23 protein-coding genes and 2 tRNA genes are annotated in these 23,041 nt (G+C 69.7%); 7 read left to right on the top strand and 18 right to left on the bottom strand.

Annotation, left to right across the window (positions count from 1 at the left end; translation table 11 throughout):
- Positions 1-14: 14 nt before the first annotated feature.
- The gene (locus C1746_RS17640; RefSeq protein WP_116716069.1) at positions 15-500 is read right to left on the bottom strand and encodes a hypothetical protein; all 486 of its coding nucleotides are present in this window, start codon (positions 498-500) and stop codon (positions 15-17) included.
- Between the two features lie 217 nt (positions 501-717).
- Between C1746_RS17640 and C1746_RS17635 the strand changes: the two genes are divergently transcribed.
- Positions 718-2,541, top strand: coding sequence for a serine/threonine-protein kinase (locus C1746_RS17635; RefSeq protein ID WP_116716068.1), 1,824 nt, complete (start codon positions 718-720; stop codon positions 2,539-2,541).
- Positions 2,542-2,755: 214 nt separating this feature from the next.
- Positions 2,756-4,372, top strand: coding sequence for a molybdopterin-dependent oxidoreductase (locus C1746_RS17630; protein ID WP_116716067.1), 1,617 nt, complete (start codon positions 2,756-2,758; stop codon positions 4,370-4,372).
- Positions 4,373-4,377: 5 nt separating this feature from the next.
- Here C1746_RS17630 and C1746_RS17625 read toward each other — a convergent pair whose 3' ends face one another.
- From C1746_RS17625 to C1746_RS17605, 5 genes are all read right to left on the bottom strand, one after another.
- Positions 4,378-6,354: a cell wall-binding repeat-containing protein gene (locus tag C1746_RS17625; protein WP_116716066.1), complete on the bottom strand. Its 1,977-nt coding sequence runs from the start codon at positions 6,352-6,354 to the stop codon at positions 4,378-4,380.
- 9 nt (positions 6,355-6,363) lie between these two features.
- Positions 6,364-6,672 carry a C1orf53 family protein gene (locus C1746_RS17620; RefSeq protein ID WP_116716065.1) on the bottom strand — a complete coding sequence of 103 codons (309 nt, stop codon included), beginning with the start codon at positions 6,670-6,672 and terminating at the stop codon, positions 6,364-6,366.
- Complete coding sequence (locus C1746_RS17615; protein ID WP_162867898.1) at positions 6,669-7,406, bottom strand: hypothetical protein; 738 nt, start codon at positions 7,404-7,406, stop codon at positions 6,669-6,671. Before C1746_RS17615 ends, C1746_RS17620 begins: the two co-directional genes overlap by 4 nt.
- Before the next feature lie 67 nt (positions 7,407-7,473).
- Positions 7,474-8,007 (bottom strand): hypothetical protein, encoded by a 534-nt coding sequence (locus tag C1746_RS17610; RefSeq protein WP_116716063.1) that lies wholly within the window; start codon positions 8,005-8,007, stop codon positions 7,474-7,476.
- A 110-nt stretch (positions 8,008-8,117) separates the two neighbouring features.
- On the bottom strand, positions 8,118-9,002 hold the full coding sequence (locus tag C1746_RS17605; RefSeq protein ID WP_116716062.1) for a lytic transglycosylase: 885 nt from the start codon (positions 9,000-9,002) through the stop codon (positions 8,118-8,120).
- 311 nt (positions 9,003-9,313) lie between these two features.
- Here C1746_RS17605 and C1746_RS17600 point away from each other — a divergent pair, with 311 nt between their 5' ends.
- Entirely contained in the window at positions 9,314-10,582 is a 1,269-nt protein-coding gene (locus C1746_RS17600) for a DEAD/DEAH box helicase (protein ID WP_162867897.1), read from the top strand.
- Positions 10,583-10,699: 117 nt separating this feature from the next.
- Here the strand turns inward: C1746_RS17600 and C1746_RS17595 are convergent.
- Positions 10,700-10,773, bottom strand: a tRNA-Gly gene (locus tag C1746_RS17595).
- A 64-nt stretch (positions 10,774-10,837) separates the two neighbouring features.
- Complete coding sequence (gene dut, locus C1746_RS17590) at positions 10,838-11,287, bottom strand: dUTP diphosphatase (protein WP_116716222.1); 450 nt, start codon at positions 11,285-11,287, stop codon at positions 10,838-10,840.
- Between the two features lie 104 nt (positions 11,288-11,391).
- Between dut and C1746_RS17585 the strand changes: the two genes are divergently transcribed.
- Both C1746_RS17585 and C1746_RS17580 read left to right on the top strand, forming a co-directional pair.
- Entirely contained in the window at positions 11,392-12,543 is a 1,152-nt protein-coding gene (locus tag C1746_RS17585; RefSeq protein ID WP_162867896.1) for a CapA family protein, read from the top strand.
- A gap of 76 nt (positions 12,544-12,619) precedes the next feature.
- Positions 12,620-13,063 (top strand): Lrp/AsnC family transcriptional regulator, encoded by a 444-nt coding sequence (locus C1746_RS17580; RefSeq protein ID WP_116716059.1) that lies wholly within the window; start codon positions 12,620-12,622, stop codon positions 13,061-13,063.
- Between the two features lie 16 nt (positions 13,064-13,079).
- Here C1746_RS17580 and C1746_RS17575 read toward each other — a convergent pair whose 3' ends face one another.
- From C1746_RS17575 to C1746_RS22180, 8 genes are all read right to left on the bottom strand, one after another.
- Positions 13,080-13,595 (bottom strand): MerR family transcriptional regulator, encoded by a 516-nt coding sequence (locus tag C1746_RS17575; RefSeq protein WP_116716058.1) that lies wholly within the window; start codon positions 13,593-13,595, stop codon positions 13,080-13,082.
- Between the two features lie 100 nt (positions 13,596-13,695).
- Entirely contained in the window at positions 13,696-14,175 is a 480-nt protein-coding gene (locus C1746_RS17570; protein WP_116716057.1) for a bifunctional nuclease family protein, read from the bottom strand.
- A gap of 12 nt (positions 14,176-14,187) precedes the next feature.
- Positions 14,188-15,555: a D-alanyl-D-alanine carboxypeptidase family protein gene (locus tag C1746_RS17565; protein ID WP_116716056.1), complete on the bottom strand. Its 1,368-nt coding sequence runs from the start codon at positions 15,553-15,555 to the stop codon at positions 14,188-14,190.
- Positions 15,556-15,608: 53 nt separating this feature from the next.
- A complete protein-coding gene (gene ftsR, locus C1746_RS23025; protein ID WP_116716055.1) occupies positions 15,609-16,436 on the bottom strand; it encodes a transcriptional regulator FtsR in 828 nt (275 codons plus the stop codon).
- Positions 16,437-16,443: 7 nt separating this feature from the next.
- A complete protein-coding gene (locus C1746_RS23020; protein ID WP_205711967.1) occupies positions 16,444-16,965 on the bottom strand; it encodes an FHA domain-containing protein in 522 nt (173 codons plus the stop codon).
- 147 nt (positions 16,966-17,112) lie between these two features.
- Positions 17,113-17,490 carry a glycine cleavage system protein GcvH gene (gene gcvH, locus C1746_RS17550; RefSeq protein ID WP_116716053.1) on the bottom strand — a complete coding sequence of 126 codons (378 nt, stop codon included), beginning with the start codon at positions 17,488-17,490 and terminating at the stop codon, positions 17,113-17,115.
- On the bottom strand, positions 17,487-18,149 hold the full coding sequence (locus tag C1746_RS22185) for a CDP-alcohol phosphatidyltransferase family protein (RefSeq protein WP_162867895.1): 663 nt from the start codon (positions 18,147-18,149) through the stop codon (positions 17,487-17,489). Before C1746_RS22185 ends, gcvH begins: the two co-directional genes overlap by 4 nt.
- A gap of 26 nt (positions 18,150-18,175) precedes the next feature.
- Positions 18,176-18,652 carry a hypothetical protein gene (locus C1746_RS22180; protein WP_162867894.1) on the bottom strand — a complete coding sequence of 159 codons (477 nt, stop codon included), beginning with the start codon at positions 18,650-18,652 and terminating at the stop codon, positions 18,176-18,178.
- 430 nt (positions 18,653-19,082) lie between these two features.
- Between C1746_RS22180 and C1746_RS17540 the strand changes: the two genes are divergently transcribed.
- Positions 19,083-19,159, top strand: a tRNA-Pro gene (locus tag C1746_RS17540).
- A 60-nt stretch (positions 19,160-19,219) separates the two neighbouring features.
- Here the strand turns inward: C1746_RS17540 and C1746_RS17535 are convergent.
- Positions 19,220-20,506, bottom strand: a complete 1,287-nt coding sequence (locus C1746_RS17535) for a DUF445 domain-containing protein (protein ID WP_162867893.1) — start codon at positions 20,504-20,506, stop codon at positions 19,220-19,222.
- Between the two features lie 262 nt (positions 20,507-20,768).
- Here C1746_RS17535 and C1746_RS17530 point away from each other — a divergent pair, with 262 nt between their 5' ends.
- Positions 20,769-21,551, top strand: a complete 783-nt coding sequence (locus C1746_RS17530) for a hypothetical protein (protein ID WP_116716050.1) — start codon at positions 20,769-20,771, stop codon at positions 21,549-21,551.
- A gap of 23 nt (positions 21,552-21,574) precedes the next feature.
- On the opposite strand, the gene der is transcribed toward C1746_RS17530, so the two are convergent.
- Positions 21,575-22,972 carry a ribosome biogenesis GTPase Der gene (gene der / locus C1746_RS17525; RefSeq protein ID WP_116716049.1) on the bottom strand — a complete coding sequence of 466 codons (1,398 nt, stop codon included), beginning with the start codon at positions 22,970-22,972 and terminating at the stop codon, positions 21,575-21,577.
- Positions 22,973-23,041 lie beyond the last annotated feature (69 nt).

Below are 23,041 nucleotides of genomic sequence, written 5' to 3'. Positions count from 1 at the left end.
GGCCTCCATCACACCTACGCCACGACGTTGTCGGGGTAGTCCTCCGCCCACCGGCGCCGGTCAGCCAGCAGCACGGTCACCTCGCTGGAGCGATGCGGGACCGGAGGGGGCTCGTACTCCCAGGCGGTCGGTGGCGCCCGGACGACAGGCTCTCGACGTCGTCCCTGGTCGGTGCTCGGGACGGCGGTGCATGGCCGACACACGGGCGGGGGGTGCTGGTCGCGCGTCAGGGCCCGAAGCGGCTGTCCACAGCGAGAGCACTCCCCCTCGATCGGTCCTCGGCCGGCGGCCGCCAGCAGGGCGTCCGCGCCACCGGTTGCCTCCTCCAGGATGCCCGTCGGAATCTCGGGCAGCCGCCAGTACGAGTGGCGGATGACGGCTCGGCACTCCTGGGGGTCCAGTTGGCTGAGGAGGTCGACGAGCAGCGCCAGGAGCGTCGCCTCGTCAGGCTCATGACGTGCCTGCAGATGAAGTCGGCGAAGGGCCTGTGCAACGTTCATGGTCGTGGACCGTACGTCTGCCCCAGGCCCCGCTGGGGAGGCCATGGGGCAAGCGTGTGGAGAACCCCACGGAGCTGTCCACAACATCGTGGAGACGCACGGAGACGAGTTGGCGTGTGGTAACGTTGGCTCAGCTGTCCGCCGTCGCTGACGATTGCACACCCTGCACCAGGTGTGCGCCACCTCCGAAGTCGAGCGGCCGTAGGGTTGTCGCGGCATGGCCACCCCACATCGAATCCCAGGCTTTGACGACCTGACCCCGATCGGGCGGGGTGGGTTCGGTGTTGTGTACCGGTCACCGCAACAGGGCTTCGGCCGTGACGTGGCCATCAAGGTGTTGAGCGTCGATGCCACCCAGTTGGACTCCGTCGCCCGCCGCCGGTTCGAGACGGAGACGACCACCACGGGACAGCTCTCCACCCATCCACACATCGTGACCCTGCACCAGACCGGGCTGACCGAGGGCGGACATCCGTATCTGGTGATGGCGTACATGACCGGTGGCTCCCTGGGACAACGGCTGGCGACCGAGGGACCGCTGTCGTGGGATGAGGCGACCGCCATCGCGATCAAGATCGCCGGCGCCCTGGGGACCGCACACCGGGCGGGCATCATCCACCGCGACGTGAAGCCGGACAACATCATGGTGGATGAGTTCGGCGCGCCCGTCCTGGGCGACTTCGGGATCGCCAGCGTGACGAGTGGCGACGTGTCGACGATGACGGCCACCGGCAAGATAACGGGCACGGTCGCCTACTCCCCGCCCGAACTCCTGGATGGTGGTCGTCCCGATGAGTTGACGGATGTCTTCGCGCTGGCCGCGACCACGTTCGCCCTCGTCGTCGGTCACGCACCGTTCGTCCGGCCGGACGACCAGTCCTTCACCCAGGTGGTCGCCCGGATGATGCGCGACGACGCACCGAGCCTTGAGCAGTTCGGCGTTCCCGGGCCGGTGGCGACAGCCGTGGCGCGGGGACTGGCCAGGTCGCCGGAGCAGCGAACGCCCTCCGTCGTCCGCCTCGGCCAGGACCTCCAGGCCGCACGTCGCACGGTTGGTGCCGGCGACGTGCCGATGGTGCTGCCCAAGGGTTCTGACCAGGGCACCGAGCAGGAGCGGACCCTGGCGCTCCCGCCGGTGGCCATCCCGCCGGTCGTGACGTCGCCGGACCAGGCGCCCCTCACGGTGACCCCGACGACCCCGACGACGCCGGTCGTCGCCAACCCACCGCCGGTCACGCCCATGACCCCCGACCCCCGCGGACAGACGACGCCGAGCGGGTCGCCGGACCCCTACCCGTCCTACGCCTACGAGTCCGGCACGCCGGCTCCGGTGAAGCGTTCGAGGGTTCCTGGGTGGGGCACGGTCGTGGTGTCGTTGCTGCTCCTGGCGGCGCTGGCCGGCGGCGGGGTGTACCTGGCCCTCGACCGGCAGGACAACTCAGAGCTCGAACAAGCCATCGCACCCGCTGGAGGACCCGCGCCCACGGGAACCCCGTCGTCCGCGGCACAGACGTCCGCCCCGGACAGCGGGCCAACCGCGACGTCCACACCCCCGTCGACACCGACGCCGCCCGATGAACCAACCTCGCCGGCACCGACGACGCCACCCGCGACCCCGAATCCGCCACCCCCGGACCCTCCGCCGCCCGCTGGTCTACCGGTGGACATCACGGCCGACCACCCCGACGCTCCGGCGTTGGCCTCCGTGCTCGGACGCTGGGGGGCCGGCATCAACGAGGGTGCGTACGCCGACGCCTTCGACCTGTACTCGCCGGCCCTGCGCGACCGCGTGACCTTCACCCGATTCGCCGACGGCAATTCGACCAGCACGATCAGCGACGCCCGGCTGCTCCAGGTCACCGAGGATGGCCCCCGACGCCGTGTGATCATCCGCTTCCAGTCGAACCAGAGCGCCGAGCTCGGCCCGGATGGCCAGACCTGCTCCCGCTGGGAGTTGCGCTGGACGCTGATCCCGGCAGCGGGCCAGGATTGGCTGGTCGACGACGTCGACGCGAGCCAGGGCTTCCCCCAGAGCTGCTGACCTGCCTCCTCCAGTCGGTCCAGCCGCGTGAGGTCACCACGACGTCGCGCCACCGGGTAAGGCCGGCCGCCGAGCTGCCGATAAGAACCCTGTCGATCGGGAAGCCTCACGGTAACAGCCCCGCCGATGGACCCTGCCGCTGAAGCGCAGCTGACGCGCCCACCGCCAGGAGACGACCAATCGTCGGCATCCTCCGCAACGAACAACAGGTGACATGACCACTACACGCCGCTACGCCGCTCTCGCCGGCCTGCTCGCCACCATCGCCTCGCTCTCGATCGGCGAGTTGGCCGCGGGCCTGGTCCGTTCCTGGTACTCCCCCGTCCAAGCCGTCGGGGACCGCTTCATCTTCTACACGCCTCAGCCGGTCAAGCAGTTCGCCATCGACGTCTTCGGTACGGCAGACAAGCTGGCGCTGATCATGGGGACGTTGATCATCACCCTGATCTTCGGCGCAGTCCTTGGCGTCCTCGGGCGCAAGCGCATCGCCATCGCCTGGTCCGGGATCGTGGCGTTCGGCGTCGTCGGCGTGGCGGCCTCCACGGTGCAGGATGGCCTGGCCTCCAGCGTGCCGAGCGTCATCACCGTCGCCGTCGGCATCCCCGTCATCACCCTGCTGCTCCGAACGGCGCCCCGAGAGAGCACGGCTGCATCCGAGACCGAGGGAACATCGGACGCCGGTAGCTCCGGCCGCCGGTCGTTCCTGGCGCTGTCCGGTGGCCTGGTTGCGGCATCTGCGGCAGCCGTCGGCACCGGCCGGGCCTTGATCAACGCGCGGCAGGGCGCGATCGACGAGAGCCGTGATGCGATCGCCAGCCAGATCGGGTCGGGGACCGGCAGTAGCGGTGCCGACACCACCACCGAGACCGCGACGCGGCCGCTCGGCGTGGTGGATGATCCCCTGCCGCCGTTGCCGGACGACGTCAGCTTCGACATCGAGGGCCTCGAGGCGTTCCAGACCGCCGACGAGGACTTCTATCGCATCGACATCGAGCTGGCGACGCCGCAGATCGACCCGGACGAGTGGAGCCTGCGCATCCACGGCATGGTCGACAACGAACTCGAGTTCGGCTACGAGGAGCTCCTGCGCCGCGACGACCTGATCGAGGCGGACATCACCATGACGTGTGTCTCCAACGAGGTGGGCGGCTCGCTGGTGTCGAGCGGTCGATGGACCGGGGTTCCGCTGACCAACCTGCTGGAGGAGGCGGGCGTCCAGGACGGCGCCGACCAGTTGGTGGGCCGTGACGACGGTGACTTCTCCACGGGCTTCCCGGTGGACACCTTGGATGACGGCCGTCCGGCCATGCTCGCGCTGCTGTTCAACGGTGAGCCGCTGTCAGCCGCCCACGGGTTCCCCGCCCGAGTGGTCGTTCCCGGCCTGTACGGGTATGTCTCGGCCACCAAGTGGATCCGTGAGATCGAGCTGACGACCTTCGAGGCCTTCGATCAGTACTGGGTGGAGCGCGGCTGGGATCGTGAGGCGCCGATCAAGCTGCAGTCCCGGATCGACGTTCCCCGGCCGGCGCAGTCGATCCAGGCGGGGGATGTGATGGTGGCGGGTGTTGCCTGGCACCAGCCGCACGGCATCGAGGCCGTCGAGATCCGCATCGACGACGGTGAGTGGGAACCCGCCGAGCTCGCCGAGGAGCTGAACGACAACACCTGGCGGCAGTGGCGCTTCCCGTGGTCGGTGTCAGAGCCCGGCAACTACCGAGTCACGGTCCGCGCGACCAGCACGACCGGAGAGGTGCAGACGGATGAACGCCAGCCGCCCTTCCCGAACGGCGCCACCGGTCTGATGACCACCGTGGTCACCGTCCGAGCCTGAGGGCGCTACGTCTCGAAGCGCACCTGCGTGACGCCGTACTCCTCTATGGGCACACCGTCGGCGGTGATGTCGAACTTCCCGTTGCCGTTGCCGTCGATCACCGTGATCGTCGCGCAGTCGGCAGCGTCGCTCTCCAGCGTGATGCGGATCTGCCCCTCAGCATCCAACTGCAGGTTCCCCACGACGGTGTCGGGGTCGATCGCCTGGCCGTTCACCGCGGTGGCCATGACGTTGCCGGTGTCGCTCTCCCCGAAGCCGTCGGCTCCGCGGTCACGGTCGTCGTCGTCGAACCGGTCGACGTCGCTCGTCAGCACGCTGCTCGACTCGCAGGGAAAGAACACCAGGTCCAGGTCGGCGGTGATGTCCTCACCGTCGAAGCGGCCGGTGACGACGACCTCCGTCGCCGTGCCGGGCGCAACGACACGTGGCTCCGTCGGCTCCATGGTGTAGACCTGATCCGGGCCTCGGCCGGGGTCCGGCGGTGAGCCGAAGGTCACGAACGAGACGCCGAAGTCCGTGGTCGGCGCGCCCTCGTCGTCGACCGGGATGGTCTCGCTGTCCTGAGCGGGAATCAGCATCACCACGGCACAGTCGTCGTCGAACGCCGAGACCTCGACGGACAACTCACCGTCCTCAGGTTCGACCCCCTGGGTGAAGGCCACGTTGTCGACGTCGGCACCGTTGATGCCGGTGATGAGACTCGACGAGGTCTGGGTCGAGCCGTAGCCCCGGACCTCACCCTCGTCGTCCAGCGCCAACGTGGTGCCCGTGGAGGAGGTGGTCACCGATGCACACGGGAGCATGATCGCGTCGAAGCTGGTCGTGGATCCCAGCTGGCTGAAGACGATGGAGTCGACGACGAGTGTCTCGGTCTGCAGCTCCGCCGGGGTGGCCACGTACTGTCCGTCCACCGGTGTGCCACCACCGATTCTGCACTGCTCCGCCGCGACCTCGGCAACGCTGAGGATGTCGTCGGCGACGGCGTTGATCCCACCGATGGCCGTCACAACCTCGATCGTCTCGCAGCCGTCGGCGAAGTACTGCTCCGCCACAGGCGGCAGGATGCGTGGTGTGGCGGAGAGCACCAGCGGCCGTCCGAAGCGGCCGGCCAGTTGTCCCGCCGTCAGCGCGTCGGGGAAGTCATCGCCCCGGGCCAACAGCACGGTCTCCTGCTGGAAGGAGAAGTTCTCCGAGGTCCACTCCGCGACGATCGCCGCCGTCTCGACACGATCGCCGCCGCCGAGCCGGACGACGCTCAACTCCCGATCCTCCAGCTCGTCCTGAACGGACTGCGCCACGGCCACCGGGCCGCCGAGGATGACCACCTGCTCAACCGGTTGGGCGTCCAGGAAGTCACGGGTGCTATCCGTGAGCGTGTCGGTCTCGGCGTACAGCACCGGGACAGGGCCGGCGACAGCCGCCGCACTGCCGGCCAGGGCGTCGGGGAAGTTCTCGCCACTGGCCAGGATCACCGTGCGCTGGCCGTCGATGACCGGAAGGTTCGACTCCGTCAGCGCCTCCGTGGCGACGGCGGCCGCGGTCTCGTACTGGTCCTCGCCGAAGATCCGGCGCACGTCGTAGTCCTCCGCCAACTCGGTCGCGACGTCCTCGTTGATCGAGATCGGTCCCCCGACGATGGTCACCGACACCACACCGAGGTCCCGCAGCGCGTCGGCCGTTGGGCCGGGGACGCGGTCGGGCTGCAGCAGCAGCATGGCGGCATCCGTGGCACCGGCCAGGGCGCTGGCGGTGAGGGCGTCGGGGGCCTCGACGGAGGTGGCCAGAACCGCCCGGGTCGTGCCGTCCGGGAACGCCGCACGCGCGATCTCGGCGGCGGTCGCGGTCCGTTCGGGCCCTTCGAGCCGGTTGGTCGTGACGTCCTCGACTGCGGCCGCCGGCGCGGTCGCGATGAGACCAGCCAGTAGCGCGAGCGCCAGACACAGCGCCAGCCGAACGGACAGTTCACGTGCGGGGAAGATCATGCGAACACCTTAATCGTCATCGAAGTCCTGGTGCATGTGCGTCTGGCGGAGGCGGGCGTCTGAGTCCAGCCAGGGGCAGTGCCGACATCCCAGCTCGCAGCAGCTCCCCTTGTCCCAGTGGTAGACGGCCGTGAAGCAGAACAGTCCGGTCGACGGATCGAGATATCCGTCCAGCCCATCCCGCACCGCGGCCCGGTGGGCCTGCAGAGTCGCGTCCTCCTGCCCGAGGGCGGCCACCCGCTGTGGATGCGGGTCGATCAGCGCGTCGGGCAGCGGCTCGCCGCGACGTCGCAGCGCCCTCGCGTGGGTGTCGGTCATGCCGCACGAGACGGTACCTGCAGCGGCCACTCACTGAGCGGACGTGTGGGCGTCACAGCCAGGCGATGATCGGCCGCGAGGACCCGGCACAGAACCGCCATCCGGTCCGTCGGGCCGCCATCCGTCGGGCCAGCATTCGTCGGGCCGCCGGCCTCCGTCCCGCCGTCTTGCCTGCCACGGATCGCCGGGCTCTCTGCGGCGAACCGTCGTAGCGCGCGACCCAGGTGGCGGTCGGCGGCCAGGTCGATCTCCGCGCTGCCGAGAACCACACCCTCGACGGTGGCGACCAGTGCGGTCGGACCAGTCGGCAGAGCCGTCGGCGACCACAGGCGGCCGGTGTCGTCCAACCACCCCGTCGCGCGCGCGAACCGGAGCGGTATCCGCCCCCAGCCGGAGTAGCGACGGCGTATCGCAGCCAGGTCGTCCAGATCGCGCACCTGCTGTGAGGCGTCCGCGGTTGCGCCACCCTCCAGGTGACAGGTGAACACCCTCCCGTCGAGCACCGCGCCGACGTGGACCCAGGCGGCCCGCCCGACCTGCTGAACCATCACGTCTTCCGCCAGCAGCACCTCGAGCCACGGTGTGGCCGGCAGGTCTCCTTCCAGCACCGGTGCCAGGTGGTGCCGGATCGCCGATGTCGTCAGTGCCCGCCCCGACGCCAAGCTGTGGTGGACCTCCCGCTGTATCTGGCCGAGCAGCCGGGGAGGTGGCGGGTGGGAACGGTAGGTAGGCATCGCCCCATGGAACCGCATGGGCCCGGAGACTGTGCCCGGCTATCCACAGGTCGGTGACGTGTGCACCTCACCTGAGGATGCGCTGCACCTCCTCAACAGCACTGGCCAGCAGGGTCAGCAGTTGACCGTCGGCCACCACGTCGGTGTTGCCGGTGACGCTGACGGCCAGTCCCGGTCGGCTCCAGACGGCTCGGCTGGCGTCGAAGCGGGTGGAGTCGAGCAGCACGACCTCGCTGTCAGGCAGTCCGTCCGCGCCGCCCTCACCGGCCAGGTTGAAGTCGGCGGCCTCGAGCTCGGCGACGACCTCCTCCAGGCTCTGGTCGGTGGGCACGGCGCCGACCACGACCGCCCCGGCGGATGCATCGGAGACGCGCAACGCGCACGTGACGCCAGGACTGGCCGAGGGGGTGGTGATCTGGGCGGAGAGCACCTGCACGGTCCCTGGCTCGACCCCCAACACCATGCCGAGACCGTCCAGCGCCTCCTGGTCCAGGATCGGGCACGTCTCCACCGCACGTCCGAGCGGTCCCTCCGCCACGCCGGCCGCCTCCTGCTCGGCGACCAGGCCTCCCAATACCTCCACCAGCGTCTCACCGAGCACCTCGGCGTCCGGCCCGCCACTCGACGGGACCGCCTCGTCGGTGCAACCGGTCAGCAGCGCGGTGAGGAGGACGACGACGATGGCCGTCCGCCCACCGCGTGGTGCAGTGCTCAGCGGTAGCGCTCGGCCAGAGCGATCACGTTGGCGGCGTACCGCAGCCCGGCCTCCGACGGCCCGCGGCGCTGGACGTTGCCCTGCCCCTCGAAGTAGGCGGCCAAGGTGCGCTCGAGGTCCCGGTCGAAGCGGTTGTACAGGTGATCGAGGTAGGCCACCCCGGCCGCGGTGTTGTCGGAGGGGTCGCCCAGGTCGATGGGCCGATCGAGCAGAACGCGGCCGACCCACTCCCCCGTCGCGGGCATGACCTGCATGATCCCTCGGGCGCCGGCGGAGGAGACGACGGAGTTGTTCCACCCGGACTCCTGCATGGCCAGCCCGAGCGGGATGGCAGGGTCCCAGCCGTGGCGGGCCGCGGCCTCGGAGATCAACTGGCGGGCGGTGCCACTGGACGGTGCATTGGACGACGACCAACTCGAGCCCGATCCGCCCGACGACGGCGCGACTGCCGCGCCATCAAGGCTGATGGTACTGCCGCTGCGGACCAGATCAGGGTCGGTGATGCCGTTGGCGGCGGCCAGGGAACGAGTGCTGACGCCGTGCTGCGCCGCGATCTGCGAGAGCGTCTCACCGGCCTGGACCGTGTGCTGGCCACCACCCGCGACGGAGCCTCCCGTCGCACCCGGGATCGTCAGCTGCTGTCCGCTCCTGATGATGTCCTGATCGTCGATCCCGTTGGCGCTGGCCAGCGCCCGGGTCGAGACCCCGTTGCGCGCGGCGATCTCGGACAGCGTGTCGCCGGACTCGACCTCGTACGCCTGCGCCGTCGACGGGACGATGAGCAGTGCCCCCAGAGCAAGGCCGACGATCAGTCCCGCGCCGCTGCCGGAGCGCCAGACGCGCGGTGGCAGGTGGGGACGAGTGCACGCAACTGCGGTCATGACCGTGGCTCCTGAATCGGCGAAAGGTCTGTTACTGAGGTGGCTGATGTGGCTAGAGTTGCTGAAGTTGGTCAAGTTACGGTAGTGGAATCTGTCGCAGCGCGCCAGCCGCCCGTTTGATACAGGCAGCAGAGCGGCCGCGGCGCGGCATCATGGAGAGCTCGCGACGCCGATCCGGCCTCGCGGGCCAGACCTTCGACGCGAAGGGCCCGGCCCCTCCCCGCGCAGACACCTCGACGCACGCCACGTGCCCCGGGCGCTCGGCCGAACCGGCCTCCGCGACCTCCTGCGCACACTCGAAGGACTCACCTGTGACAACTCCAACATTCGCCGACCTCGGCGTCGACGCCTCGATCGCACGCACGCTTCGTCGCTCCGGCATCAACACGCCCCGACCGATCCAGGCCGATACGGTCGCCGCCGGGCTCGCCGGCCGGGACGTCTGCGGACGAGCCCCGACCGGTTCCGGCAAGACCCTGGCCTTCGCGCTGCCGCTGTCGCAGATGCAGCGCGGTGACGGACACCCCGTCGGGCTGGTGCTTGCCCCGACCCGTGAGCTCGCACTGCAGATCACCGAGGTCCTGCGACCGCTGACCCACCACAACGATCTCAGGGTCCGCACCCTGATCGGCGGCACGTCGATCACCAAGGACACATCGGCCCTGGGACGCGGCATCGACATCGTCGTCGGCTGTCCCGGCCGGTCGCTCGACCTGCTGCAGCGCGGCGATCTGGACCTGTCCCACGTCTCGCTGGCCGTGCTGGACGAGGCCGACCGGATGGCTGACATGGGCTTCATCCCGGACGTGACCCGCCTACTGGACGCAACGGCATGCAGGGCCGGTCAACTGCTGCTCTTCTCTGCGACCCTGGACGACACGACGGGCGCGTTGGAGCGGCGCTATCAGCGCGACCCGGTGCGCGTCGACGTCGACCACACGCCGGTGGCCAAGGGGACCGTGACGCACACCTGGCACGTGGTGGACCGACAGCTCCGCCGGTCCACCACCGAGAAGGTGCTGGACCGCCACAACTCCGCCATCGTCTTCACCCGGACCAAGCGCGGCGCCGATCGCCTGGCGCGCCAGTTGGGCAAAGCCGGCCACAGCGCGGCAGCCATCCACGGCGACCGGTCACAGAACCAGCGGCAGCGAGCCCTGGCGCGATTCGCCACCGGTGAGGTCAAGGTGCTGGTCGCCACCGACATCGCTGCTCGGGGCATCCACGTCGATGATGTGAACGTGGTCATCCACTACGACCTGCCGGCGACGGCGGAGGACTACACCCACCGATCGGGGCGAACCGGCCGCGCCGGGGCCGACGGCACCGTCGTCGCCGTGGTGCCGAGCGACATGGAGGACGACGCAGGCTCGCTTCGCCGGTCACTGTCCATCTCCCCGACCGTCGACGGCTCGTTCTCCCCACCAGCCACGGAGAGTGGCTCCGACCAGGGTCGCCCCAAGCAGGGTCGGCCCAAGCAGGGCGGCCCAAAGCAAAGCCGTTCGAAGCAGAGTCGTCCGAAGCACCGTCACCGCAGCAAGGGCGCCCGCTCGAAGGGGCCTCGCAAGCACCAGCGCTGACGGCGTCACGCCGGTCACGGCCCGGCCCACAACCAGAAGAACCCCCGAAGACGTCGGGGGCTCTGCCGGGGGTTGGGATCTCCTCGTTCCCTCCACGGGGGAGGCGAGCAGGTCCAGAGCGGATGACCGGATTCGAACCGGCGACCTTCTCGTTGGCAACGAGATGCTCTAGCCAGCTGAGCTACATCCGCGCAGGGGACGAAGTCTGCCTCAACGCGATCTGGCGTGCAACCGGCGCACGATGGCCGGAACGGATCAGCCGGAGGAGCCGAAGCCACCCGCTCCGCGATCTGTAGCGTCCAACTCCGCCACCTCGATCAGGCGCACCTGTGCGACCTGTTGCACGACGAGTTGGGCGATCCGGTCCCCGCGGTGGATGGTGATCGGTGTCTGCGGATCGGTGTTGAGCAGGGGCACCATGACCTCGCCCCGGTATCCGGCGTCGATGGTTCCTGGCGCGTTGGTCACCGACAGGCCCTGCCTGACGGCGAGCCCCGACCGCGGGTGCACCAGGCCGACGTAGCCGACGGGGATCGCCAGTGCCACACCGGTCGGCATCAGGACACGACCCAGCGGTCGGATCACCGCGTCCTCCCGTGCTCGCAGATCCAGGCCGGCGTCGCCGGGTCGGGCGTAGGTCGGCAGTGCCAGTTCGGGGTCCAGGCGGACGACCTGGACCGGCAGATCGCCGATGGCTTCACTCATGTGGTCCGCATGCTAGTAGCCCGTCCGTCGACTGCCGTCCGCGGACTCGCGCTCCCTGGAGGCGCCTGTCGGCGACCACCGGACCGACGCTGCACAATGCCGTGGTGAGCAGACGACGGACCGAGGGGCTGCTGGCCTTGGCGAGCGTTGCCGCGCTGCTGCTGATCGCGGTGCTCCTCCAGCAGGCCTCGACGGACGACGTGGACGTGGCGACCGGGGCGCGGCCGGCCCCGACCATCCCCGACTTCGCGCTCGCACCAGCCGTCGACCCGTTGGCGACACTGCAGCCACTGCCGGCCCCGACGTTTGAGGGAACCCCGTCGAACGCACCGCCGGTCACGGTGTCGTTCGTCGGTGACGTACACGGCGAGCCGCCGATCGCTGATGCCCTCGCGACCGGTGAGAACCCCTTCGACGCCTTCGCACCCCGCCTGAGCGACACCGACATCACGATCGCCAATCTGGAGACCCCCGTGGGGTCGGCCGGATCACCGGACGACAAGCTGTTCGTCTTCCAGGCCCCGCCGGCGCTGGCGACCACGTTGGCCGAGTCCGGTGTCGACGTGGTGAGCATGGCCAACAACCACGGTCTGGACTACGGCTACGAGGGGGCACGTGAGACCGTCCTGATCGCCGAGTCAGCGGGCCTGCAGGTCGTGGGGTACGGCGAGGACGCCGCTGAGGCCTACGCGCCGCTGGTCCTCGACATCGGCGGCCGCACGGTCGCCGTCGTCGGCCTGACCCGCGTCATGCCGCGGATCGACTGGGCTGCCTCGGAGGACGGTCCCGGTCTGGCCTCGGCGTACGACCTCGACCTCGCCATCGAGGCAGTGCGGCAGGCGGCCCGTCAGGCCGAACACGTCGTGGTGACCATCCACTGGGGTCGAGAACGGCACGTGTGCCCCGACGCGAACCAGGAGATCCTCGCGCGGGCGCTCTCAGCGGCGGGTGCCGACGTCATCGCGGGACATCACGCCCACGTGCTGCAGGGCGTGGTGAGCATCGATGGCACCGTGGTGGCCTACGGGCTGGGGAACTTCGCCTTCTACGCGCGGACGCCGGCCACCCAGCAGACCGGCGTGCTGACCGTGACATTGGGCGACCCGGACGCGGAGCGGATCCCGGTGTCCTGGTCGCCGGGCCAGATTCGCGAGGGACGCCCGACTCCCGTCGAGAGCCAGGCACCGATCCCCTCGGGTGACACCGTGACCGAGACCTCCACCGGCCCGCAGTGTGGGCCGCCCCAGGCATCCTGACCGGTCCAGGGCTGGAGGTGGTCGACCGATCTGCCAGGCCGCCAACCCGGGGAAGCTGGTTCGGTAAGGTTGCCGAATGGATGATGTCGACATGGGGATCCTGCGCACGCTGCGGGATGACGGCCGGATCACGCTGACTGAGTTGGCGGACCGTGTCCACGTCTCCCGGACCAACGTGCACGGCCGGATCACCAAGCTGCATGACCGGGGGGTCATCGGGGGCTACACCGCGCGGATCAACTCAGCCAAGGTCGGCCTGCCCGTTGCGGCGCTGGTCCTGTTCGGTGTGGACCACTCACAGCTGGACACCCTGCGGGCGCAGTTGGACTCGATGAGCAGCGTGGAGCACTGGGGGCTGACGATGGGTGCCTACGACGGCTTCATCATGGCCCGCGTGGCCTCGGTGGACGAGCTGCGCCGGCTGCTGGTCGACGAGTTGCGCACGATGCCGGGGATCACCCGCACTGAGTCGGTGCTGATGATCGAGGAGACCGGCCCGCGGCAGGCCCTGCCCGACTAGATCCGGCTGCGCTGGTCTAGATCGCCTGGTCCCGGTTCAGCGGCATGATCACGGCCGGCTCGGCTCGTTCGGGTGTGATGGCGGCGACCTCGCGGCTGACCTCCTCGCTGACCGGGTCGATGCTGATGAAGAAGACGCCCTGACCACTCATCAGCAGGTCCATGGCCTGCTGCTGGTCGTCGACGGCGATGACGTTGCCGGCGGAGTCGGAGGCCAACATCAGCTCCTCGAGAGACAGTCCTCGCTGGACCACCTCGTCGAGTGCCTTGCGGATCCGCTGCAGGCTCACACCGGCATCGCGGAGCCGCTTGATCACCTTGAGGCGGACGATGTCCTCGAAGGCGTACAGCCGCTGCGAGCCGGACCCCTCGGCATCACGGACGCTGGGCACGACCAGCCCGGTTGACGTCCAGTGGTCCAGCTGCCGGTAGGAGATCCCGACGATCTTGGCCACCGCCGGCCCGCGATAGCCCGAACGGCCGTCACTGATGCCCGGAAGCGGGATGTTGCGGGTGTACCGGTTCGCTGCCATTGTCCGTCCAGAACCGCCTTCGGAGAACTACATGTGTGTGGTCAGCTGACGGTACGGGCTGTCCTGCCCCGCCGTCAAGCCTCGGCGTCGTCGGACCCGCCTACGGGGCGAAGTCCTCGGGCGTCACGGTGTCCAGGAACTCCTTGAACTTCTCGACCTCGGTCTCGGACTCGTCGGCGTCATCGATCAGGATGCTCGCCTCGTCCAGGACGTCCTCGTCGGCGAAGACGGGGACTCCGGCACGCACGGCCACGGCGATGGCGTCGGAGGGCCGGGAGGACACCACGGTCTCCCCGGTCGGGCCGGTCATGATGATCTCGGCGTAGAAGGTCCCATCCCGCAGTTCTGTCACGACCACCCGCTCCACGGTCACGGTGAGGGCACCCAGGACGTCGATGATCAGGTCGTGGGTCATGGGGCGTGCGGTCTCCACCCCCTGAAGGGCGAAGGCGATCGACGTCGCCTCCACCGCACCGATCCAGATCGGCAGGAACCGCTCCCCCGTCGTCTCCTTGAGCAGGACGATCGGCTGGTTCTGCGGTAGTTCTACCCTGACCCCGACCAATTCCAGCTCGATCATCGTGACCTCACTCTACGGGGGCGCTGCACCAACCGCAGCCCGCCGCTCGGGCAGGCGCGCGAATGCCCGGAGGGCGTCGGCAACGGCCAGCCCGACCGTGCTCGGGCCCCCGACCTGGTTCGGGCTCCCCTGCGCCGAATCGGCAAGGTCCTGGTCAGCGAGCAACGGCAGGCGTTCGGTCTCCTCACCCTCGACGAGCAGGACGATCTCGCCGAGCGGGGTGCCCGCCGCGATGGGTGGCGTCACGTCCGGTGCCAGCCGGATCAGCGTCTCGAGTGTCGCGCCGGTCCCGACGGTGCGGGTCAGGGGCTCCGCGACCGACAGCGACACGTCCCCGGCGCCGGTGCGGTACACGCCAACCGGCTGGTCGGGCGCGGCCCCGATCGGCCGTGTGTAGTCACCGAAGCCGTGGTCGAAGAGGGCAATCGTGTCGCTGACCCGATCCTCGCTGCCGAGGACCACGGCGTAGAGCGTCCGTCCCTCACGCTCGGCGCTGGCGACCAGGGTCAGCCCGGCACGGCTGGTGAACCCGGTCTTGATCCCCGTGGTCCCCTCGTACAGGGTCAGCAGCTCGTTGCGGTTCTCCAGGACACCGAAGGGAGGCACGTCGAGCGACGCCGAGCCGGCCCACGCCGCGAACGACGGATGGGTCATGGCCTCCTGACCGAGGAGCGCCAGGTCCAGCGGTGTTGCGCGGTGGGCGGGATCGTCGGAGAGACCGGAGGCGTCGACGAAGCCGGTGTCCTCGAGTCCCAGCGAGGCGGCTCGGGCGTTCATCATCGCCACGAACCCGGTCTCGCTCCCGGCGACGTGTTCGGCGATGGCGACGGCACCGTCGTTGCCGCTCTGCAGCAGATCGGCAGCCAACAGGTCGAGCAGCGGTACGACATCGCCTTCCCGAAGTCCGAGCGTGGCGACGCCGGGGAGCTGACCGGTGGCGGCGGCGGCCGTTGAGACCGTCACCTCGGGGCCGACCTGACCGGTCTCCAGTGCCTCGAGCGCCAGCATGACCGTCATGATCTTCGTGGTCGAGGCCATCGGGAGGGCGGTCCGGGGATCGACGGCGGCCAGCAGCACGCCGTCAGCCGGGTCGAAGAGTACCGCTCCGGTGGCCGTGACGGTCGGTGGGTCCGGTCGTGGCCCCGGGATCGTGGCGGCGGCCACCTGCTCCGGGGTGAGGCCGGACTGCAGGGGAGCGTCGGTCGGCAGCGGGGGTACGGCCGCTGGTGCGTTCGGATCGACGTCGGTGGGTGTCGCAGATCCCGCGGACGGCGATGGCGTGGTGGTCGCCTCGAGCGTTGCGCCCTCCTGGGCGGCAGCCATGCTTCCTGAGCCCGTGAGCACGGCCAGCACCGTGAGCGCCACCAGGGCGGCGGCCACACGTGCGACCCGGATCGGCGACCTCGTTCGGGCCGACCTCGTGTGAGCGGGTGTCACGCGCCGCGGACGTAGCGGCGCAGCTCGCGGGACAGCAGGGATCGCTTGAGGCGTGAGGTCAGCCCGGACAGCTTCTCCAGCTGCCGCCCCGCTTGGCGGCGGGCCTCGGGGTTGCGTTGTCGGAGCAGCGGTGTGGCCAACTGCTCGAACAGCGCCACCTCTCGGTCGACGAACTGGCGGTACATGCGGAGGTGGCGTGGTTCGAGGCCGAGGGCCAACAACTCACGTGCAGCGCGGCCGGTCAGGAGGTCGTCGGCATCGAAGGGGGCGGTCTCGTCGTCGGGATCACCGACGATGGCGTACTCGCGGAGCGCCCGGACCTGGGCCGAGTCGAGCCCCGTCGCCTCGCAGTACTCGCGCAGCGTCAGCTCGACGGCCGCCGTGGGGGCATCCAGCACCGCGGCGTCGGTGCCAGCAGCGGCGCTCTCGACCGCCTTCGCCATCTGCAGGGCGACCTGCGTCGGCGTCAGCTCCTCGTCGTCCTCTGCCGTCCCGGACACCAGCGCGGGCGGCGGTGCCGGGCCAGGACCGGTTGCCAGCCCCTCCCCGGCATCCAGGCGGTCCAGCTGTTCGCGGATGACCTTGAGTGGCAAGTAGTGGTCGCGCTGGGCGGTCAGGATGAACCGGAGCCGGTCGACATCGTCCTCGGAGAAGATCCGGTATCCCGACTCGGTTCGGTCCGGGTAGATCAGCCCTTCGGACTCGAGGAATCTGATCTTCGAGATCGTGATGTCCTCGAAGTCCTCCTTGAGCTGGTTCAGGACCTCACCGATCGTGAACCCCTGCGGCCCGTCGGCTGTTCCTCGCACGCTGCTCGGTGGCATCGTCGCGCTACGCCCGGTCCGGTTGTGGTGCGTCGTCGGCGGGTGCGGGGATCACGGCCTGCAGGCGGAACTTGCCGACCTGGACGTTGTCGCCGTGGGCCAGCGCCTTCTCGTCCGACCGGGAGCCGTTGATGTAGGTCCCGTTGAGCGAGCCGGCATCCACCACGGCGAAGGTCGTCTCGGTCCGACGAAACTCGGCATGGCGACGCGAGACGGTGATGTCATCGAGGAAGATGTCCGAGTCGGGGTGACGGCCGACCGTGACCACGGCCTTGTCAAGCAGGAACCGTGCCCCGACGTTCGGCCCGCGGACGCTGATCAGCAGGGCGGTGCCGGGTGAGAGCTCCTGGCGGATCGTGCCGTCGTCGACCCGGGGGCCGGAGTCGGGCGTGAGGTCCTCGACGCTGGTCGGCAGCATGCCGGTGGTGGCGTCTGCCGATGCGCCCAGGGCAGACCCGCACTGGGCGCAGAACTTCGCGCCGTCGGGGTTCTTGTTGCCACATTGGGTGCAGTACATCTGCGGTCTCACCGAGGATCCGGAGGGTCAGTCGGGGCGGCGCCCCATGCGCGGTGTCCGGGCCAGAACCCGGCTGGAGGTGCAGCGTAGCAGCGGGGTGTGATGGCGCGCGCGAAGCCTGCCCGGGCCCAGCGCCCGTGGGTTCTCGCCCTCAGCGGGCTACGCGTCCTCCACCATCGCGGTGTAGTCGGCGGCACCCATCGTCTCCGGTTCGGCGTCGTCCGAGACCTCGAGGACCACCATCCAGCCGTCCCCGTACGGATCGGAGTTGACCAGTTCGGGGCTGGACTCGAGCGCGCTGTTGCGCTCCACGATCGTGCCGGAGACCGGCGCGAAGAGGTCACTCACGCTCTTGGTGGACTCGACCTCACCGAACGGCTGGCCGGCCTCGACCTCGGTCCCGGTCGCGGGCAGGTCCACGTAGACGACATCGCCCAGCGCCTCTTGGGCGTAGTCGGTGATGCCGACCGTGATGCGGTTGCCGTCGATGCGCAGCCACTCGTGTTCAGAGGTGTAGGCGAGGTCTTCGGGGTTCACGGGGTCTCCTGCTGGTCGGGCTGGTGCTGGTCGGGCTGGTGCTGGTCGGGCTGGCGCTGGTCGGGGCCGGTCATGCCGTGGGCGATCTTGGCATACTGGGCCCCTGCAGCGTAGTAGCTGACCAGCCCAACGGCGGTGGCGGCCCACCCGACGACGCCGAACGCGGCAGCGCCACCCCAGTCCATGCCCGCCAGGAGGAAGGCCGGGACGCCGATCAGCAGGCTGGCGGTCGCGAACTTCCCGAGGCGGGTGACGGGGATCTCCGGGTTCGTGCCGAAGACGACGAGCGCGCCGCCGAGCAACAGGACATCCCGGAACAGGATGGCCGCGATGATCCACCACGACAGGAACCCGACGGCGGCCAGGGTCAGGCCCGCGGTCGCCAGGAGTGCCCGGTCGATGAGCGGGTCGATCAGCTTGCCGAGCCGCGTGACCTGGTCGAACCGTCGGGCGACGTACCCATCGACCCAGTCGGTTGCGCCGACCACGGCCAGGGTGAGAAAGGCCATGCCGTAGGCCTGCGGACCGAGCATGAGCCACACGAAGAGCGGCAGTCCGAGCAGCCGGACGAAGGTGATGCCGTTCGCGACGGTCCAGACCTTGTCGTGGACGACGACGGGCTGGTCCTCCTGCAACCCGGCATCGAACAGTCGCACCATGGCGGCCGAGTGTAGGACGCCGGGTGTCAGCCAGGGATGCCAGCTGCGGCCCGCTGGGACCGGCGGATCGTGCTGAACGTGACGAGGAAGAGCGGGAGGAACATGATCGTGATGCCGATGACGGCGACGGTGACGCCGGCCTGGATCGGGTCGGTGCCGAAGCCGCTGAGGGACCACAGACCGAAGATCAGGCTGGGAACGCCGGCCGCGATCAGGCCGGCCGTGCCCGCTGACAGGCGGGTGTGCAGGCCCGTGGCCAGTCCTGCGGCCATCGCGCCGTAGAACAGGGACAGACCGAAACCCACGAACCCGCCGATCATGATGCCGAAGACGAGCGCGACCGCGACCGATTCGGTGGGTGATGGGGTCGGCGCCCCGAGTTGACCGAACTCGTTGACCCCGGCGCCGAAGAGTGCGCCGAGACCACCGCCGACGAGGGCACCCGTGACGGCGCCGACCACGACGCCGGCGAGCACGGCGAACCCGAAGGTGATGAAGAACATGCGCGCGCCGGACCAGTGGGCGGGCTGGACGGCAGGGTAGGCGGGAGGGCCCGGATGGCCGGCGTAGCCGGGATGGTCGGCGTAGCCGGGGTGGCCCGCCGGGCCGACGGGGCCCGCGTACGGCCCGGCTGGGGAACCTTGCTGCCCCGCGGGGAAGCTTGCGTACCCCGGTGGGGAGCCCTGATACCCGGTTGGGGAACCTTGCCGTCCCGGCGGAGAGCCTTGCTGCCATGCTGGGGAGCCCTGCTGTCCCGGTGGGGAGCCTTGCTGTCCCGGTGGGGAGCCGTGTTGTCTCGGCGGGTACCCCGGCCCCGGTCCAGGGCCCTGGCTCGGCGGGTGCGGCGGGGAGTGCTCGCCCGGCGGCCCCGCCGTCGGCGGGGTCCCCGGTGTGCGGTCTGGAGTTGGCATGGGTACGCTTTCCCGTCCCCACCGGGACGTGGCCTAGTTTGGCAAGGCGCTTGTCTGGGGGACAAGAGATCGGAGGTTCAAATCCTCTCGTCCCGACCACATCGTCGCACCTGCGACCCGACTCGGCCGCCCCCATCAGCGGGCGGCCGTCCGCGTCTCTCAGCCCGTGAGTTGGGACACCAGGTGGATCACCAGGCCGGCGGCAGCGCCGACGACCGTCCCGTTGATCCGGATGAACTGCAGGTCACGGCCGAGCAGCAGCTCCAGACGGTCGCTGGTCTCCTCGCTGTCCCAGCGGGACACGGTCTCCGAGACCAGGGCGGCCAGTTCGTCCTTGAACTGCTCCGCACCCGCCCGAGCCGCCTGGACCGCCAGCTGGTTGACCCGGTCGGCCGTGGCGTCGTCGTCCACCAGCCGCTGCCCCGCGGACACGACACCGCTGGTCAGCCGGGCACGGAGCACCGACTCCGGCTGGGCCGCCTCGGCCTGTAGCCGGCCCTTGATCTCCTCCCAGACGGCAGAGACCCACTGCCTGACCTGCTCGCTCTGCAGAAGATCCTGCTTCAGCTCCTCGGCTCGCTGGATCAAGACCGGGTCGTAACGCAGCCGGGTGACGAAGTCGTCGACCGAGGCGTGGATCTGCTCCCGGACGCCGTCGCCGTCCTCCCCCGGTGTCGCGGCGCCAGCAAGGATGTTGCGCACACCGGTGAAGAGCCGCTGGAAGATCACGTCGTCGATGGGTTCGGGGAGCCACCACGGCGCGTCGGCGACGAAGCGGTCTCGCAGCGCCGGCTCTGACTCGAGCAGGAAGGTGTCCAGCACCCCCAGCAGCTCGTCCAGCAGCTCCTCATGGTGACCACCGACGGTCAGCACCTCCAGGAACCGTCCGACCGTGGGCGCGACGTCCAGGGTGTTGAGCCGCCTGCGGACCTCGGTCTCGATCAGGCTGATGGCGTCGTCGTCCCGGGCGTTGCGGGCAACCCGGCCGAGGAACTCGGCGACGTGCCCGGCCACCGTCTCCGCGGTGTCGGGCACCACGAGGACCGCACCCAGGCGCCGGGCGATGTCCGCGCGCCGCAGCTGCTCCCCCACGACCTCCGGTGCCAGGAAGTTCTCCTGGACGAACTGACCGAGGGTCTCTCCGAACTGGTCCTTGCGGGCGGCGACGACCGCGGTGTGGGGGATCGGCAACCCGAGCGGATGCCGGAACACCGCGGTGACGGCGAACCAGTCGGCCAGGCCACCCACCATGCCGGCCTCGGCGGCCGCGATGGCGTAGCCGGCCCAACCCACGTCCTCGGTGGTGATCAGCAAGATCAGCCACGCCGCCGCGACCAGCACCAGAAGCCCGGTGGCGCGTTGCTTCATCCGCGCCAGGTCGGCACGGCGCTCGGACTCCGCGGCGGCGCTGCTGCCGACCGGGGCGGTGGTGGCGGTGGTGCTCACCGCCCGGAGCCTAACGCTCCGCCGGGCACGTCGTACCGCCGTGAAGCCGGTGTCGCACCCCGGCCCTACGGTCCCGTGTGATGAGTCGAAACCGTCCTCCCCTGCAATCGGTCCCGATGTTCGCCCCATGCCCGGCGTGCACCAAGGTCATGCGGGCCCGGGTCGACTTCACGATCACGCCCGTGATCGGACGACTTCCCTGTCCATGGTGTCGACAGCACGTGACGGTGACGGCGCCAGGCTCCGGTTAGCATCACTGCCCATGACCTTTGCCCGTGTCTGGACGATTCTGCGCTGGCCGCTGGCCATCATCGGCCTGCTGGCTGTTGTCAACTACGCACTCCCCCGATTGGGTGAGGCGGCTGGTGAGATGATCGAGTTCGACGCGAGTGGCTCGATCCTCGCGCCGGAGACGGAAGACGAGCCGGAGGAAGACGAGGACGCGCTCGACATCCCGGACGCCGAGTTGGCGCCCGAGACCCTCGAGCCTCCGACCGGTCCCGTGACCGACGGGGCGGCCACACCGGTTGCCGACTTCTTCGTCAACGACATCGTGGCAGACGTCGATCAGCCCGTGCTGGTGCTCTCCGACGACCCGGCAGACTCCGCCGTCATCGCGTTCGAGATCCCGCCCGGCGCCCCGGCGTGCATGGCCTTGATGAACCTGAATCTGACGGCGGTAGAGGTGGCATCGGCGACGGAGGTCGGGGTGTATGCCTCAACCATCGACGACCCGGTCGGTGTGGTCGACAACCAGGCGATCGACGGCGACCTGCGGGCCACGCAGACCCCGATGGCAACCGCCCTGTTCGAGACCACCGGAACGGTGACGCTGGACATCACTGCGGGCTACCAGCAGTACTTCACCCAGGGATTCGCACCCGGGCGTCCGCTCGTCCTGACGCTTGCGGCCGTCTCTCCGGTCGAGACGCAGGGCGGGGTCACCATGGCCGCCTCGGAGACCGCCGACGACAGCGTCCCACGACTGCTGTGGAACGGGACACCTGGCTGCCCGGTCGACCCCGCCGCACCGGTGGACGAGTAACCAGCCCAGCCCGGCCTCACCGCTCAGGTCGGGTCGCGGTCCTCCCAGTTGGTCCGGATCGCGGTGTCCAGCCGCAACGGGGTGCCGTCGAACCCGAACCGCTCGCGCAGCCGACGCTCCAGGTAGCGCAGGTACGCGGGCTCGAGGCGCTGGTTGGTGAACAGCTTGAACCGGGGCGGCTGGGTGTCGACCTGGGTCACGTAGCGGATCTTGACCGGTCGATGATTGCGGCCGAGCGGCGGCGGCGTGGCGGCTACCGCATCGGACAGCCACTGGTTCAGACGACCGGTCGGAACGCGGAAGTTCCACGCGTCGAGGACTCGGTCGATATCGCCGAAGAGCTTGCTGACGCTCCGTCCGGTCAGCGCCGAGATGCGGCGCGTCGGGGCGAAGTCGAGGAACTGCAGCAGCCGATCCCGTTCCTTGGCGATGGCCAGCCGTCGGTCGGTGTCAACCAAGTCCCACTTGTTCTGGACCAGCACGACAGCCCGGCCGGAGTCGATGATCTCGCGAGCCAGCCGCTGCTCCTGCTCGCCGATGCTCTGGGCGCTGTCGAGGAGCAGAAGGGCAACCGAGGCCCGCTCCAGGGTCTTGCGGGTCCTGACAGTGGAGTAGAACTCCGTCGAGTCGAGCTTGGCCGTCTTCTTGCGCAGTCCGGCGGTGTCGATGAAGCGGTATGTGCGGACCTCCCCGTCGTCGCGCTGGACGTCCAGCAGCGTGTCGATCGGGTCGCGGGTGGTACCAGGGACCTCGTCGACGATCACGCGGTCCTGGCCGACCAGCCGGTTGAACAGGCTCGACTTGCCGACGTTGGGCCGACCGATCAGCGCGATCCCGGGGACCCCGTCGTCGGTCTCCGGGGGACGGTCGAACGCCCCGCTGTCGCGCAGCCGCGTCACCACCTCATCCAGCAGGTCACCCGAGCCGTGTCCGTGGAGGGCCGACATCGTGGTCGGGTCACCCAGGCCCAGCGCGTAGAGCTCGCCGAGCACCGACGCCGTCTCGACCTCGCTGAGCGTGTCCGCCTTGTTGGCGATGAGCATCACCGGGATGCCGGAGGTGCGCAGCCACTTGGCGACGGCCTCGTCCTCGGAGGTGATGCCGACGGTGGCGTCGACCACGAACAGGACCAGGTCGGCCTCGGTCGTCGCGATCTCGGCCTGGAGGCTGACCAGTTCGTCCATCGTGGTCCGGTCCGGCGCCCAGCCGGGTGTCCACCCGCCGGTGTCGATCAGGGTGAAGTCGCGGCCGATCCACTCCGCGGCGTGGGTCGAACGGTCCCGGGTCACTCCGGGCTTCTCCTGCACGATGGCGTCCCGTCGTCCGGCGATGCGGTTGACCAGGGTGGACTTCCCCACGTTTGGCCGTCCGACGATGGCGACGCGAGCGCCGCCGGTTGTCCTGGCTTGCCACCGACTCATGGTTGCGGTTCTCCTCGCGACGTCTTCCGTGGCACGACTTCAGTGGACACGACTTCGGGTGACACGACT

The organism is Euzebya tangerina, assembly GCF_003074135.1.
GTDB lineage: Bacteria > Actinomycetota > Nitriliruptoria > Euzebyales > Euzebyaceae > Euzebya > Euzebya tangerina.
Note: the sequence above shows the minus strand (reverse complement) of the source record. Positions and strands in the feature narration are given on the sequence as shown.

Excerpts from the sequence above, each read along its gene's own strand:
- der (WP_116716049.1), bottom strand. The coding sequence starts at position 22,972 with ATGAGTCGGTGGCAAGCCAGGACAACCGGCGGCGCTCGCGTCGCCATC.
- C1746_RS17605 (WP_116716062.1), bottom strand. The coding sequence starts at position 9,002 with ATGACCGCAGTTGCGTGCACTCGTCCCCACCTGCCACCGCGCGTCTGG.
- C1746_RS17615 (WP_162867898.1), bottom strand. The coding sequence starts at position 7,406 with ATGCCTACCTACCGTTCCCACCCGCCACCTCCCCGGCTGCTCGGCCAG.
- C1746_RS22180 (WP_162867894.1), bottom strand. The coding sequence starts at position 18,652 with ATGTTCTTCATCACCTTCGGGTTCGCCGTGCTCGCCGGCGTCGTGGTC.
- C1746_RS17580 (WP_116716059.1), top strand. The coding sequence starts at position 12,620 with ATGGATGATGTCGACATGGGGATCCTGCGCACGCTGCGGGATGACGGC.
- C1746_RS17630 (WP_116716067.1), top strand. The coding sequence starts at position 2,756 with ATGACCACTACACGCCGCTACGCCGCTCTCGCCGGCCTGCTCGCCACC.
- C1746_RS17635 (WP_116716068.1), top strand. The coding sequence starts at position 718 with ATGGCCACCCCACATCGAATCCCAGGCTTTGACGACCTGACCCCGATC.
- C1746_RS22185 (WP_162867895.1), bottom strand. The coding sequence starts at position 18,149 with ATGGTGCGACTGTTCGATGCCGGGTTGCAGGAGGACCAGCCCGTCGTC.
- C1746_RS17620 (WP_116716065.1), bottom strand. The coding sequence starts at position 6,672 with ATGACCGACACCCACGCGAGGGCGCTGCGACGTCGCGGCGAGCCGCTG.
- C1746_RS17640 (WP_116716069.1), bottom strand. The coding sequence starts at position 500 with ATGAACGTTGCACAGGCCCTTCGCCGACTTCATCTGCAGGCACGTCAT.
- C1746_RS17530 (WP_116716050.1), top strand. The coding sequence starts at position 20,769 with ATGACCTTTGCCCGTGTCTGGACGATTCTGCGCTGGCCGCTGGCCATC.
- C1746_RS17575 (WP_116716058.1), bottom strand. The coding sequence starts at position 13,595 with ATGGCAGCGAACCGGTACACCCGCAACATCCCGCTTCCGGGCATCAGT.
- C1746_RS17625 (WP_116716066.1), bottom strand. The coding sequence starts at position 6,354 with ATGATCTTCCCCGCACGTGAACTGTCCGTTCGGCTGGCGCTGTGTCTG.
- dut (WP_116716222.1), bottom strand. The coding sequence starts at position 11,287 with ATGAGTGAAGCCATCGGCGATCTGCCGGTCCAGGTCGTCCGCCTGGAC.
- C1746_RS17570 (WP_116716057.1), bottom strand. The coding sequence starts at position 14,175 with ATGATCGAGCTGGAATTGGTCGGGGTCAGGGTAGAACTACCGCAGAAC.
- ftsR (WP_116716055.1), bottom strand. The coding sequence starts at position 16,436 with ATGCCACCGAGCAGCGTGCGAGGAACAGCCGACGGGCCGCAGGGGTTC.